Genomic DNA, 13920 nt, shown 5'->3' with positions numbered 1-13920 from the left:
CCCCGCTAGATACTGTTGGTTGGTGCAATGGTCTCAATGCACTCCCGTAACACGGACGTGGCGAAACAGCCGCTGGGGAGCGAAAAGGAAAGCGTTAATGTATCACCCTTCACCGACCATTCAAGCTGCTGAGGCCAGATTTTGATTGCCCGGCGTTCCTGATCAAAGCCCGCAGTAGTCAGAAAGCGGCTGACATCCTCACAGCCATCGGCAACAGCCTGCTCCAGGGCTTTCGCCTCAGATTCGGTAATCAGGGGGCCTTGTCCCCACAGCGGTGCAGTAGGGCAGAGATCTTTTTGCTGATAACGATGCTGCACTGCCGGGTCGTCGTCACGATGGATAAAAAAGCTGTTCGAGCCGGTCAGCATAACGGCATCACCCCGCAGTATGGTGTCAAAACACCCCTGCTCAAGACGCTGCGACAGCACCTCATTGAACAGCCAGCTGCGAAGTGCCGATAACGCCATGGAACGCTTATTCCGGTGGCGTATGGTTTCACCGTTAATCATGCGCTGGGCCATCGCCAGATTACCACCCAGCTGTTGCTCACCCAGTTCATTGATTCGCATCACGCCAAAGCGCTGCTCGCCGTAATAATTTGGTACGCCGTGCTCGGCAATCATTGCAAGGCGTTCCTCCAGTGCCTCGGGGTGGCTTATCTGCCTGAGCACGATAGCAAAGCGGTTGCCCCTGAGCTGTCCGGTGCGCAGTTTTTTGTTGTGACGGGTGTGCTTCAGCACCCGCACGCCCTCTAACGCAAACTGGCTGAAATCGAACAGATCTTTGCCCGGCGCATGAATGCCAAACCACTGACGGGTAACGGCATACTTATCTTTTCGTCCGGCATAGGTTACCTGTCGCAGCGGCAGGCCGGTAAAGCGGGCAAGTTGCTCGGCGACAAAGGCGGTGTTGGTATTGGTTTTCTCTACGAAGATAAACTGGTGTTCACCCTCACCGGCAGGCTGGTAACCCAGATCTTCCTCAACCTGAAAATCTTCTGCCTGAAACTTAAACAGGCCGGTCGAAACCGGTCTGCCAAACTGGTAGGCCCAATGGTCGGTAGACAGGGTTGCGCTCATCGTGGCACCAGTAACACCACTGCCTGCGCAGCAATGCCTTCTTTCCGACCGGTAAACCCGAGTTTTTCGGTGGTGGTTGCCTTGACGTTGATATCTGCAGCATCGCAGCCACAATATTCTGCGATGGTACGACGCATGGCATCAATATGCGGTGCCATTTTGGGCGCCTGGGCAATGATGGTCATGTCGGCGTTACCGACCCTGTAGCCGCGCTGGGTAACCTGTTGCATGACCTCGCGCAGTAATACACGGCTGTCTGCACCCGCGAAGGCTGGATCGGTATCCGGAAAATGATGGCCAATGTCACCCAGACCAATGGCGCCAAGCAGCGCGTCACACAGCGCGTGAAGCAGGACGTCGCCGTCTGAGTGGGCGAGAAGTCCCTGTGGATGGTCGATGCTGACGCCACCTATCATGATCGGCCCCTGACCGCCAAACTTGTGAACGTCAAAGCCTTGTCCTATTCGCATGCGTTATCCCGTTGCTGAAGGTAGAATTCGGCCAGCGGCAGGTCTGCTGGCCGGGTAATTTTAATGTTTGCCGGATTGCCATCGATGAGTGCCACGGTGTGTCCTGCCCACTCCATGGCCGAGGCTTCGTCGGTCACCTGCACGCCTGCCCTGAGCGCATCATTGAGGGTCTGGCGCAACAGACCCGCCGGAAACAACTGCGGGGTCAGTGCGTGCCACAGGTTTTCGCGGCTTTCCGTGTGGGCAATACGCGGTGCCGCCCCGTTATCGGTGGCACGTTTCATGGTATCTCGCACTGGCGTAGCCAGAATGCCGCCTGTGACATCATCACGATTTATAACGTTAAGTACTTCGTTGATATCTGCATGAGACAGGCAGGGACGGGCGGCGTCATGCACCAGCGCCCAGTCATTGTCATCCAGGGTTGCCAGGGCACTGAGTACGGAGTCAGCCCGCTCAGCCCCACCCGTCACGGTGGTTAGCCAGGGGGCAGTGGCAACAGGCAAAGCAGAAAACCAGCTGTCATCGGCGCTGATGGCCACCACCACCCGGGAGATGGCCGGATGCGTTGCCAGCACAGATAATGTATGTTCGAGAATGGTGCGCTGACCCAGGGTCAGGTATTGCTTTGGCTGTGAGGCCTGCATACGACTGCCCACCCCCGCGGCAGGCACAACGGCGACAATAGATGCGGTCTGTGTCATGGTGAATTCGGTTCGGCCGGCAGGATCCGGTAGAACGTTTCGCCTTCCTTAATCAGTCCGAGTTCGTTACGCGCACGCTCTTCGATGGCTTCAAGGCCAATGGTGAGATCATTGATATCTGCTTTTAACAGCGCGTTTCGCTGGGCAAGATTGGCATTCTGCAGAGACTGCCGTTCGACGTCCTTTTTGGCCGCCATATAGTCAGGAATACTGTTTTTTCCAAACCACAGGCGATGCTGCAGGAGACCCAACAGTACTATCAGCAGTACTGCCAGCCAGTTGTCCCGCCATACTGAGAGCCAGTAAGGTTGCCGAACCGATTGCGACACTAATTCACCCGGACGTTATTGTTATTGCTGTACACCGGTATACACCGGACGGATACGCTGATTCGTATCCTGTCTTGGTGCCATTATGCCGTGATAGTGTGCGCTTGCAAAGGGAAAAGGCACGCGCGGCAGGCGGGTTAACCCTGCCCGAACTTGCCCTTCAGTTTATCCAGCAATTTATTCTTTTGCTCGTCAACCAGACCAGACAACTGCGTGTCCATCAAGCCGGAGAGCATGTCACTGTTACCCTGGGCTGCCTCAAGCAGGCCATTCACCGAGACAAGCTGCTCGTTGGTCGCCGATAACTGATTGCTGACCATGTCATTAAGCTTCTGGTTCAGCTCATCCAGTTTGCCTTTCTGTGAGTCAGTAAGCTGCGACAGTGCGGCTTTCGCCAGTTTGTTGTCCAGGTCTGATTTCACTGAAAAGCCGGGGTTATCGATGCTGCCGTTAAACAGCATCGACATCGACAGACTGGTCAGCGATTCCAGTGCTGATGCGATGGCAGTAGACACCTTATTTTCGCCTGTCGCCTGCATCGCCAGCGACAGCAGGTCCACTTCGCCCTGACCCGACAACTGGTTGTTCTCCACGGTCAGCGATCCGGCGGATTTCAGCAGGGCACTGGTCAGCATGGCGTTAAGCTTTTCGTTGCTGCTTAGCGGAATATTGGCCAGATTAATGTCGCTGATATCCCATTGCTGGCTGGCATCAACGCCGTCATCGTCAATCCAGAACTGCCCCGACGACTGGAAGGATTTTAGCTTTTCACCGAGTCCTTTAATGGTAAACGTGGTAGGGGAACCAATCAGCGCGTGGGTATTGGTGATGTTCTGCCAGTTACTGGTGATAGTTTCGTTTTGCCACAGCACCGATACGTCAGCCTGCTTTACCAGCACAGAGGGGACTTCCGCGCTGCTGTCGCTGGTGGTTTCCTGGCCGTTGATGAGCGGCAGGACCACCTGTAGCGCCGACGTCAGATACTGCGTATATTCAGCCGCTTTGTCGCCAAATACAAACTGGGTGACCTGTGACAGCGCGGCCTGATCGCCGGCAATCAGCCCCTGTAGCAGTGCATAATCCTGTTTTGGCGCGTCTTTCAGCGCAGCAATGGTGGCCTTCAGGTCGCTGCGCGCCGTTTTGGCCTGCTCACTGAAGGTACTGATTTTTTCACGATCCGCTTTCATTTGTTCTTTGAGCTCAGACAGGGCATTTTTCGCCTGCAACAGTGCCTGTGGATCGCTGTATTTGGTCTCCTTCAGTCCCTCAATCTGGCTTTTGTAGTAATCCAGGCGGGCCTTATCCGGCAGCGTCTGATAGCTTTCTTTCAGTGACGCCTCATACTGGGCGTAAGTGTCCTGCGCCTGCTCAACGGCTGCCGAGGTCTTCAGAGGATTACGTGCCAGCAGCTCATCCACGCTCGGAATGTCCTCCTGCACTTTTTGCTTCATCTCGTCGAACGTCAGCGAGCGCTCCGGTACGCGGTATACCTCACCAGGCGAGGTGCGGGGCTGATCAAACTGCACCTCAAGCACAGACAACTGATTAACCACAACGCGGTTTGACAGCAGGGGCATCAGCGCCACGTCGGCTGACGCGGTGCCAATGAGTACCTGATTATGCGTCGGTTTGGTCGGGTTCGTCAGTTCAATCTGTTTAAGGGTGACCGTGGTGGGGTACAACGAATGGCTGACCGATCCGATATTCACTTCGGCCCCGTAGGCTTCACCCATTTTGGCTTCTGCCACAGTTTTAATGAGGGTGTTGGCAAACAACAGGTACAACACAATAATCAGTGCCAGAGCACCAATAAAATAGTAACGGCGACGCAGGCCACTGGACGGCATAGGGCTGACTCCTTGTAGTTAATGCTGACCCTGACGGGCAGTTAACAATCCACGAAAAAGATTACTGCTTACGTTATAGCACAGAGTTCGGTTTTGCGTGAAAGCACACGGGGTTATCCCCGCGTCGCTTACAGTTTGAAATGATCGACAGTGACTTTCAATGCACTGCACTGCTGTTTGAGTTTTTCACTGGCACCGGCCAGGTTATCCGCTGTTGCCAGCGCATCATCGGTTGCGCCTGACAGGGCATTAATGCGTTGATTGGCCTCGCTGGCGGCCAGCGATTGTTGCTCTGTGGTGCGGGCGATGTCGCTGTTCATGCCCGCAATCTCGTCCATGACACCAACCGCGGCCTTCAGGTTGTCGTTGGCTTCCATGGCCTTTTCAACTGTACGGGCGGCCATATCACTGCTGGTTTTTACCGCGCCCACCGCGTTACCGGCTTCGCTCTGCAGTTTTTCAATCATCGCCTGAATGTCGTTGGTACTTTGCTCGGTGCGGCTTGCCAGTGTGCGTACTTCATCGGCAACCACAGCAAACCCTCGTCCCTGTTCACCCGCACGGGCCGATTCAATGGCGGCATTCAGCGCCAGTAAATTGGTCTGTTCCGCAATACTGCGAATGACATCCAGCACGGAACCGATATTTTCTGTACGTTCGGCAAGCTGACTGACGGTGTGACTGACCGACTCGATGTCGCTGGTCAGGCTGCGAATGTCGGTGACTGTATTGTCCAGCAGCCGGGAGCCGTCCTGTACGCGGTTTTTGGCTTCTACGGTATTGGCATCCGCGGTTTCTGCGTGCTGACTGACATCGTGAATTTGCGTGGTCATCTCTTCCATGGCCGCGGCAACCTGCAGCATATTTTCGTTTTGCTCCTGCGCCTGCTCACGGCTGTGCTGACTGGCGCGGTCAACCTGGTTGGCCTCATTATTGAGCGCGACAGTGCTTTCGCGCACGGCAATCAGGGAATCACGAATTTTGCTGGTAAAGTCATTAAAGTAACGTGCCAGACGGGTAATCTCGTCTTGCCCGCTGACCGGCAGCTGACGGGTGAGATCGCCTTCGCCCTGAGCAATATCGCGCATGCCGTCAGTCACTTGCCGTACGGGGCTGATGATGCTGCTGCCAATGGCGTAAATCAGGCCGACAACCACGGCAATACTGATCAGACTCGCCACAATCAACTGATTACGCATACTGGCGAAGGACGCTTCCAGATGAGTCAGATAAATTCCGGATCCGATGATAAGGTCCCATTTGGGAAAGCCTTTGACGAATGAAATCTTGTCGACCGGCACGTCCTCGCCGGGCAGCGGCCACTCATAGCTGACAAACCCTTGTCCGTCCTGTTTGACGACCCGGGCCATTTCGACGAAAAAGCGTTTACCTGATGAGTCTGTGGTATTCGAGAGATCCCGGCCCTCCAGTTCGGGCTTCATCGGGTGCATCACCATTTTCGGGGTGCCGTCGTTGATCCAGAAATAGTTGTTATTGTCATAGCGCAACGCGCGGATGACATCGAGCGCCGCGGTGCGGGCCTGCTCATCAGTGAGATCCGTGCGACTTGCGTAATGCTGCAAAATACTGTGTGCGGTTTCTACCAGGTGCTGCGTTTGCTCATAGGCATTTTCTTCCATGGTCGAGTGGTGACGGTTCAGTGCGACCATAGCCAGCACCAATAACGCCACGATAACGACCACCCCGATAATACTCAGACGCTGAAGCAAACTCAGTTGACGTAACCACATAAACAACCACCTTTTCTGTGCATGACGACACGTTTTTTTGTGCATTTTTAAAGTCTTAACTACCGAAGTGTAGACCAAAAAAATGCATGTAAATGAAATATTGCAAGGCGCATTGTAGCGCAGGCAGAACAGTGGCTGGTCATACCGGCAAAAAAAGTTGATTGAGAGCAGTTTTCCTCGTCGCGGAGTGTGCTAGTATCCGCGCGATTCTGGCGATATCGTGATCTACTCACAGCCCTGTGTCGGTATGAAAGGGGACGACGAGTTGTTCCACGGTGATTGCGACATGGTCACGTGCGGCACCATTACATGATATGGTCGGGTAGTGCCGACGTCATTTTGTTAATCAGATAACTCAACGAAAAGGGTTGCAATGCTCACTAACGACGATCTCTATACAACTACACCCCTACGTCAGCGTATCCGCGATTATTATCGTATCGATGAATCGGTTGCGATTGACCAGATTCTGCCGATCGCAGAGGTCAATCCACGCGCCCGAAGCCGTGCCTGGGAGCGCGCCCGAAAAATGGTGCTGAAGATCCGACGGGATCAGGAAGGTCACGGTGGTGTTGATGCGCTGCTTCACGAGTATTCCCTGTCGACCGCCGAAGGTGTGGTACTGATGTGTCTGGCAGAGGCTTTGCTGCGCGTGCCTGACCGCGACACACAGGATGAGCTGATCCGTGACAAACTGTCAAAAGGTCAGTGGACGCCGCACCTGGGTAACTCTGAGTCGTTGTTTGTGAATGCGTCTGCCTGGGGCCTGCTGCTGACCGGTAATATGGTCAACTATGCTGATAAGCGCAAAAAAGAACATTTTGGCCTGCTCAAGAAAACCCTGGGTCGTCTCGGCGAACCGGTGATCCGCCGTGCCATGAACATTGCCATGCGCGTAATGGGCCGTCAGTTCGTGATGGGCGAAACCATTGAAGATGCAGTAGAGCGCGCCAAAGATAAAGAGAAAAAAGGGTACGTGTATTCCTACGACATGCTGGGGGAAGGTGCCCGCACCATGCAGGATGCCGACCGTTACTACAACGCGTATGTGAAAGCGATTAAGGTCATTGGTAAAGCCGCCAACGGTCGTGGGCCGAAGCGCTCGCCGGGGATTTCGGTGAAGCTGTCTGCCATTCATCCGCGTTTTGAGTTCCTCAAGCGCGAGCGTGCCATGGCCGAAATTCCGCCGCGCCTGAAAGCACTGTGCCTGATGGCCAAAGACTATGATATCGGCCTGACCGTGGATGCCGAAGAGGCAGACCGCCTGGAATTGTCACTGGATATCATTGAAGCGGTGTTCAGCGACGCTGACCTGGACGGCTGGGAAGGCTTTGGTATTGCTGTTCAGGCTTACCAGAAACGCGCAATCCACGTGATTGAGTATCTGCGGGAGCTGACCGTCAGGGTTGGACGTCAGATGATGGTTCGTCTGGTCAAAGGCGCGTACTGGGATACCGAAATCAAGCTCACCCAGCAGGCTGGCGTGGAAGAGTTTCCGGTGTTTACGCGTAAATCGTCAACCGACGTGTCGTATCATGCCTGTGCGAACCGCCTGCTCGAGTACCGTGACACCATCTATCCGCAGTTTGCAACACACAACGCCTATACCGCGTCAGTGATCATCGAACTGGCCGGCGATGATAAAGAAGGTTTTGAGTTCCAGTGTCTGCATGGCATGGGCGACACCCTGTATGATCAGGTGGTGTCTGACGACAAAATTCAGTGCCGGGTGTATGCGCCGGTTGGTGAGCACGAGGACCTGCTGGCCTATCTGGTGCGTCGTCTGCTGGAAAACGGCGCTAACTCGTCATTTGTTAATGCCATTGTGGACGACAGCAAGCCGGTAGAGTCACTGCTTGAAGATCCGGTAGAGAAAACCCAGCGCCTTAAAACCCGCTACAACAAGCTGATTAAAAAGCCGCGTGATTTGTACGCGCCGGAGCGTGACAACTCAAAAGGGCTGGACCTGACTGACGTCAATGCGGTCAATGCGCTGCAGCACGAACTGGCACGCTGGACAGAACACTACAGTGTGAGCGAAGCTGATGTGCCCGAAGGCGCCGTGGCGGTGCGCTGTCCGCAGGATCACAACGACGTGGTCGGCTACCATTTTTACGCCACCAAAGACGACATGCTGCACGCACTGGATGTCACCGAGGCCGGTTTCCAGGCCTGGTCAAAACGCCCGGTTGAAGAGCGTGCCGAAATTCTTGAGCGCACTGCCGATGCGCTGGAACGCCATATGTCTGAGCTGATTGCGCTGTGTGTGCGTGAAGCCGGTAAGGTGGCGCAGGACAGCATTGACGAAGTGCGTGAAGCGGTTGACTTCTGCCGCTACTACGCCGTGCGCGCGCGTGAACTGGATGAGGATCAGCGCTTACTGCCACGCGGCGTGGTGCTGTGTATCAGCCCGTGGAACTTCCCGCTGGCAATTTTTATGGGTCAGCTGGCCGCGGCGCTGGTAACCGGCAACACGGTAATTGCCAAGCCCGCCGAGCAGACCAGCATGATTGCCAAACGTGCGATTGAAATTATGCATTCTGTGGGTCTGCCTGAAGACGCGCTGCAAATGCTGATTTGTCCGGGTAAAGGCGTGGGTGAGACCCTGCTGCCGGATGAGCGCATTAAGGCCGTTATGTTTACCGGCTCAACCCAGACCGGCACCCTGATTTCCCAGACGCTGGCGAACCGCGGTGGCGAGCAGGTGCCGCTGATTGCCGAAACCGGCGGTCAGAACTGTATGATTGTGGATTCCACTGCGCTGCCTGAACAGGTGGTCGATGACGTGATCCATTCAGGCTTCCAGAGTGCCGGTCAGCGCTGTTCTGCGCTGCGTGTGCTGTTTGTACAGGAAGAAATTGCCGACAAGCTGATCACCATGCTGACCGGCGCAATGAAAGAGCTGAATGTGGGCGATCCTGCGTTTCTGAATACCGACATTGGTCCGGTCATTGATAAGAAAGCACTGGACAGCCTGACGCAGCACCAGCAGTACATGGAAGAAAACGACCGTGGCAAACTGCTGTATCGTGCTGATCTGCCGGCTGAAGCCGATAACGGCACCTACTTCCCGCCAACGCTGTATCAGATTGAAAGCATTGATGTGCTTAAACGCGAAGTGTTCGGTCCGGTCGTGCACGTGGTCCGCTTCAAGGGTAAAGAGCTGGATAATGTGATTGAGCAAATCAACAGCACCGGATTCGGCCTGACGATGGGCGTGCACTCACGTATTGATGAACGTGCCAATGAACTGGCAGCCAAAAGCCGCTGCGGTAACGTGTACGTTAACCGTAACATGATTGGTGCGATTGTTGGCGTGCAGCCGTTCGGTGGCCGCGGGTTGTCAGGCACGGGGCCAAAAGCCGGTGGACCTAACTACCTGTCACGTCTGATGATGGAAAGAGCAACGCCGAAGCCATCAACGCTGGACGATGTTGACTCGACAGACCAGGCGCTGGTAGGTGACGAACGCGCGGTTGAACAGGCGACGGCGATGATGGACACCGCCACGTCTGTGGAGGCACAGTGGCGTCATACTCCGCTCAACGATCGCATTTCAGCGGTTCGTCAACTGCTGGCGAAAATCGCCAAGGTCGACATTGTTGAAGAGCTCGCTGATGACCTTAACCGTACGCTCGCAACCGCGCGTCAGCAACTGACCAGCATTGAGCGCAAACTGGCGAAACCAACCGAGCTGCCGGGACCAACCGGTGAGTCGAATAAGCTGTATCTGGAGCCGCGTGGCGTACTGGTCTGTTTTGCCGACAAAGGGGTAACCTTCGAGTACTGGACACTGTCTATTGTGACGGCGCTGGCGACCGGTAACGTGGTGGTCTCGGTGGTGTCGGAAGTGTTCTATGAAGAAGCACTGGAGTTTCAGGCGCAGTTCGAGGCGTCGGGTGCACCGAAAGGGGTATTCCAGGTGGCGCGCCTGTCGCATTTCGACACGCTGCTGATGGATAAAAACCTGGCCGGTGTAGTGGTTGACTCAAATACTGAGCGTACCGCCCGTATCGCTGCCATGCTGTCGTCACGTGAAGGTGCAATCCTGCCGGTGGTAACCGCGGAATATACCGACAAGCTGATCCAGCGTCTGATGACCGAAAAGACCATCAGCATTGATACCACCGCGTCAGGCGGGAATACCTCGCTGATGACGATGGTCGAAGACGACGAGTAATACCCGTCAATAAAAAGACCAGCTCAGGGGAGAGCCCCGGGCCGGTCTTTTTTTGTCTGCAATGCTATGCCAGGTGAGGGGACTTACATCCACTCACCGCCACGGCGGCGCTTGCGCGGTAAAAATGAAAGCAGCAGCCCCAGCACGACACCGCCACCGGCAACCATGCCACCGCGTGTAAACCAGGTAAACAACTCGTCCTTATCTTCCCGCTTTACCTGCTGCTGAAGGGTAGCAATGGTTTGTTGCTGCGTTTCGGCCTGGCTGGTCAGCTCGGCAATCTGCTGACGGGCGTCGTTGAGCTGCTGGCGAAGCTGCGCGTTACTGTTACTGGCCTGCTGCAGTGCAACCTCCCGGTCTGCCAGCTGCTGGTTAATTTCAGGCAGTTGTAACGACACCGGCAGCGTTGTGCTGATAAACCGGGTTTCCACCCAGCCTGTGCGCCCATCCGCAACCACTTTGGTGAAGTCACCATCGCGTTCCTGCACGTTAAGCGGGGTGCCGGCATTTACCGAACCCAGAATACGGTATTCACGCGAGGGCCCCGCGTGCATGAAAATAAATAAATCGTCACGAACAAAGTGAGACGGCTCATCGGCAGGGGCCGCGGTGTCCTGCACGGAGAGTGCCGGTAATGGCAAAAGAAGAATAGCGAGGGCTAACCAGGTGCGCATTATTATGAAACCCAATAGTCTGAAAAAAACACTTCGATGGTAGGGCTTGCGCGGGGTAAAGGCAACCCTCTGATAATGAAATGGAATTAAACGCGGCGATGAATCCTGCATTGTGAGATGATTGCCAAACCAGACCGAAAAATTATAAGGTAGCGGCATGTTTTTCGCCGACCTCTTCCAGCATGGCTGAAATTGAACTGAAATTTGTTGCCCGCCATAGCGTCAGACAGCCCTTTAACGATAACGCGTTGCCCGCGTTGAAAGCCCGTGGCGTGACGGTGTCTGCAGCGCGTGAAATGCAGTTGCGGAACGACTATTACGACACTCCACAGCATGACTTTCAGCAGCATAAAATTGGCTTTCGGGTACGCGGAAATAATGGTGCGTTTGAACAAACGCTGAAAACCAACGGGAAAATCCGTGGCGGCCTGCATAGTCGCGAGGAATATAATGTCAGCCTGTCGGCACCCGAGCCGGATCTCACGCTGTTTGATGCCAGCGTCTGGCCGGAGGGGTTGAGTGCCGACAAGCTGAACGGCCAGCTTGAACAGCAGTTCAGTACGCATTTTACCCGTACCGCGTATGATGCCCGGGTCGGTGATTCGGTGGTTGAGATTGTGCTGGATGAAGGCGTCGCCTCAACCACGAAAGCGTCTTCGCCCATCAATGAAATTGAACTGGAACTTAAAGAGGGTGACGTTGGCGCCCTGTATACTCTCGCGGGGATCCTGTGCAGTACGCTGGAAGTCCGGCTAAGTGATGTTTCTAAGGCCGCGCAGGGATACCAGCTGCTGCACGGATTACATGCGAAAAATACGCCGTTGCCGCCGTTTTTACCGCTGACGCAGGGCTGTACCACCGAAGATGCGTTTGCCCAGGCTGTGGCCGTGGCCATCCGTCACTGGCAGCATCATGAACACTTGTACATGCAGACCGGGTCGGTCAAACCGCTGACAGAGGTGGTCGACGCTATCCGCCTGCTGATGCAGAGCGTGTCGCTTTATTTGCCGGTATTACAGTGCCCGCAGATGCTGCAACTGCATAAACAGCTTATCAGTTATGCCCAGGACTGGCTCTGGCATGATGATTTGCGTAGCCTGCGTTATCTGCTGTCGAAAAAGAGCCTGTTTGCCAAAATGCTGGGTCGTTCTCCGGAGCTGGTCAGCTACCTTCAGGGGCGCGTAGCCGGCCTGTTAAAACAGTATGATCCTGAGAGCCTGTTGTATCGTCAGTCTGCCAGCGATATCAAGCTGAATGCCTCGGCATTACTGCAGGATAAACCCTGGCGTGAGCACGCCAAAGGGTTCGATATGCCGGTGATGGAGCATGCCAAAGGCTGGCTGTCCCAGGGCTGGCAAACGGTGCAGCAAAGTATGCCGGCCAGCCGTCATATGGGCGCCGCCAATTACACCGCGGTGGAAATGCTGTTGCGTCAGTCATTGTGGAACGGCTTTTTGCTGGGGGATTTATTTGTTGAAGAGCGCGGCAACTTTCGTGCGCCGTGGCTTGATTTGCTGACCGGGATTGATGAGCTCAAAGCGCTGCTGACGCTTAAACATGCCCTGAATGATGCCGATCTGTCACACGATGATGAGATGGCGCAATGGACAACAGAGAAAATGGCGCGACTGATCAATGTCATGGAAAGAACGCGTCAGGTAGCCATGCAACGTGATGTATACTGGTAATCTTCTTACTCTGCTTTTGAACGACATTCGGCGACTATTGACATGACCTCAAGCGGTTTAATTTATCAGTATGCCCTGTTTGCCATGTCACTGCTGTATGTAGTGATTGTGTTCCGTTTTATTTCTTCCGCAGGACGCCTGCCTGGTCGTCGCTGGATCACGATGGCACTTGCCATGTGGCCTCTGCTGGTGGTTGATGAGTGGCTCAAGCTGTTTGCACTGGAGGGGGTGTCGCCGGTACTCGGTCTGTTTGATGTCATGCCAGCGCTGCTGCTGACATTCAGTTATAAAGCCACCGGCATGCTGGTGCATCAGGCGCCGTCGTCATCCGCACGACAGTGGCTGCCCGCAGGGGTGTGCCTGCTGGCACAGAGCGCAATGATATTTTTGCCGTCAGACACCAAAATTCAGTGGTTCAGCCAGTCGCCGGTTGGTCAGCCTCTGGCGCTGTGGCCGGCCTATCTGGCCCCTCTGGCGACCGGTTTTGCTGTCTTGCTGTTCGGGATCCTGATTGCTGAGTGCGTTCAGCGTTATCACCATTATCTGCCCGAACAGGTGGCTGACACCGCCACCTTTCGCATCAAAAAACTGGGCGGCGTGGCAGGAATGACGGTGGGACTGGCGTTCGCCAGCATCCTGTTGGTCAGCGCCGCTGCGTTTGGGTTTCTGCAGATTACCTTTTGGCAAAGCCTGTATCATTTGTTGATGGCACTGGTCTGTCTGTTTATGCTGGCGGTGCTGATTATGCCGCAGCGTACCTCACCATGCCCGGTGGATTATCAGCGCCTGGAAGCGTGCGCCGAGTCACAGGCCGAGATGCGTAATGCGCTGGCAAAAGCCGAGCAGGCGGTCATCCATACCAAAGCCTACAAACATAAAGGCCAGACCCTCTGTGCTTTTTGCCGTGACAATGAACTTGATCCCACCCTGCTGGCCATTACGCTTAAGCTCAGCAAGTACAAAAGTTTCCGCGGGTTTATCTATCATTACCGTCTGGAATATGCGAAGAAGGTACTGCTGCGCAGCGATGCAAGTATTGCGCGTGTCGCCAGGCGACTTGGACTGGACTCGGAAAAATTCTTAAGCGGCGTACTGCCAAACTACCTGAGTAAGCTGTAAACCGCCGCGCGGCGAAGCGACATCAATACGCCACGTGCAGGACGGACCGGCGGGACGATTCCCGTCCCACCTTTGTCGC

10 protein-coding genes are annotated in these 13920 nt (G+C 55.0%); 3 read left to right on the top strand and 7 right to left on the bottom strand.

What is annotated here, in order from left to right:
* Positions 1 to 5 precede the first annotated feature (5 nt).
* From truD to AB1N33_RS09965, 6 genes are all read right to left on the bottom strand, one after another.
* Positions 6 to 1079, bottom strand: coding sequence for a tRNA pseudouridine(13) synthase TruD (gene truD, locus AB1N33_RS09990; RefSeq protein WP_411271399.1), 1074 nt, complete (start codon positions 1077 to 1079; stop codon positions 6 to 8).
* Positions 1076 to 1549: a 2-C-methyl-D-erythritol 2,4-cyclodiphosphate synthase gene (gene ispF, locus AB1N33_RS09985; protein WP_411271398.1), complete on the bottom strand. Its 474-nt coding sequence runs from the start codon at positions 1547 to 1549 to the stop codon at positions 1076 to 1078. The genes truD and ispF overlap by 4 nt, the downstream gene beginning before the upstream one ends.
* Positions 1540 to 2253, bottom strand: a complete 714-nt coding sequence (ispD, locus tag AB1N33_RS09980; RefSeq protein ID WP_411271397.1) for a 2-C-methyl-D-erythritol 4-phosphate cytidylyltransferase — start codon at positions 2251 to 2253, stop codon at positions 1540 to 1542. The genes ispF and ispD overlap by 10 nt, the downstream gene beginning before the upstream one ends.
* Positions 2250 to 2528 carry a cell division protein FtsB gene (gene ftsB, locus AB1N33_RS09975; RefSeq protein WP_411271423.1) on the bottom strand — a complete coding sequence of 93 codons (279 nt, stop codon included), beginning with the start codon at positions 2526 to 2528 and terminating at the stop codon, positions 2250 to 2252. The genes ispD and ftsB overlap by 4 nt, the downstream gene beginning before the upstream one ends.
* Before the next feature lie 191 nt (positions 2529 to 2719).
* Complete coding sequence (locus AB1N33_RS09970) at positions 2720 to 4429, bottom strand: TIGR03545 family protein (protein ID WP_411271396.1); 1710 nt, start codon at positions 4427 to 4429, stop codon at positions 2720 to 2722.
* A 128-nt stretch (positions 4430 to 4557) separates the two neighbouring features.
* Positions 4558 to 6180, bottom strand: a complete 1623-nt coding sequence (locus tag AB1N33_RS09965) for a methyl-accepting chemotaxis protein (RefSeq protein ID WP_411271395.1) — start codon at positions 6178 to 6180, stop codon at positions 4558 to 4560.
* Positions 6181 to 6553: 373 nt separating this feature from the next.
* Between AB1N33_RS09965 and putA the strand changes: the two genes are divergently transcribed.
* On the top strand, positions 6554 to 10360 hold the full coding sequence (gene putA, locus AB1N33_RS09960; RefSeq protein ID WP_411271394.1) for a bifunctional proline dehydrogenase/L-glutamate gamma-semialdehyde dehydrogenase PutA: 3807 nt from the start codon (positions 6554 to 6556) through the stop codon (positions 10358 to 10360).
* A gap of 83 nt (positions 10361 to 10443) precedes the next feature.
* Here the strand turns inward: putA and AB1N33_RS09955 are convergent, their stop codons facing one another.
* The gene (locus AB1N33_RS09955; RefSeq protein WP_411271393.1) at positions 10444 to 11034 is read right to left on the bottom strand and encodes a TIGR04211 family SH3 domain-containing protein; all 591 of its coding nucleotides are present in this window, start codon (positions 11032 to 11034) and stop codon (positions 10444 to 10446) included.
* 182 nt (positions 11035 to 11216) lie between these two features.
* Here AB1N33_RS09955 and AB1N33_RS09950 point away from each other — a divergent pair, with 182 nt between their 5' ends.
* Together AB1N33_RS09950 and AB1N33_RS09945 are read left to right on the top strand one after the other, a co-directional pair.
* Positions 11217 to 12722, top strand: a complete 1506-nt coding sequence (locus AB1N33_RS09950; RefSeq protein ID WP_411271392.1) for a CYTH domain-containing protein — start codon at positions 11217 to 11219, stop codon at positions 12720 to 12722.
* A 42-nt stretch (positions 12723 to 12764) separates the two neighbouring features.
* Entirely contained in the window at positions 12765 to 13841 is a 1077-nt protein-coding gene (locus AB1N33_RS09945; RefSeq protein ID WP_411271391.1) for a DNA mismatch repair protein, read from the top strand.
* Positions 13842 to 13920 lie beyond the last annotated feature (79 nt).

Source organism: Alteromonas nitratireducens (assembly GCF_040812025.1).
Lineage (GTDB): Bacteria > Pseudomonadota > Gammaproteobacteria > Enterobacterales > Alteromonadaceae > Alteromonas > Alteromonas nitratireducens.
This window is presented reverse-complemented; position numbering and strand designations above follow the sequence as displayed.